General features: G+C 35.1%; 1 pseudogene. It reads right to left on the reverse strand.

Features of this window, described 5'->3' with window-relative positions:
- Positions 1 to 329, reverse strand: a pseudogene (locus OCF96_RS09910) (hypothetical protein); the annotation flags it as partial.
- Positions 330 to 356: the final 27 nt, after the last annotated feature.

A 356-nucleotide genomic window follows, 5' to 3' on the forward strand; every position in this document is an offset into this window, starting at 1 on the left:
TTATAGGTCTGGTTGACTGGTTTTTGTTCTTCTTGAACAGTTTCCTGATACATAGAATCAGTCATAAAAGGCTTATATCGTGGACGATTCTCTTCTAAATCCTTTTTTGTATAGTAAGCAATTAAAAAGTCCTCGACCTGCTGTTCAGTAAGAGATAGTTGTTCCTGTTGTTTCTCTTCTGTTTTTTGCTTCGCCTCTTCCTGAACTTGACTATTATGTCTCAAATTATGTTGTACTTGAGCAATAGAATAGCCCAGGACAATACATAAAATAGCAGCGACTCCCATAAGGAATCCCTTTACCATTTTGATTAACTTTTGATTATACATTCTTTTCCTTTCTTATTTAGGGGTAAC

The sequence above is a fragment of the Streptococcus mitis genome (genome assembly GCF_946190065.1).
Taxonomy (GTDB): Bacteria; Bacillota; Bacilli; order Lactobacillales; family Streptococcaceae; genus Streptococcus; species Streptococcus mitis_DE.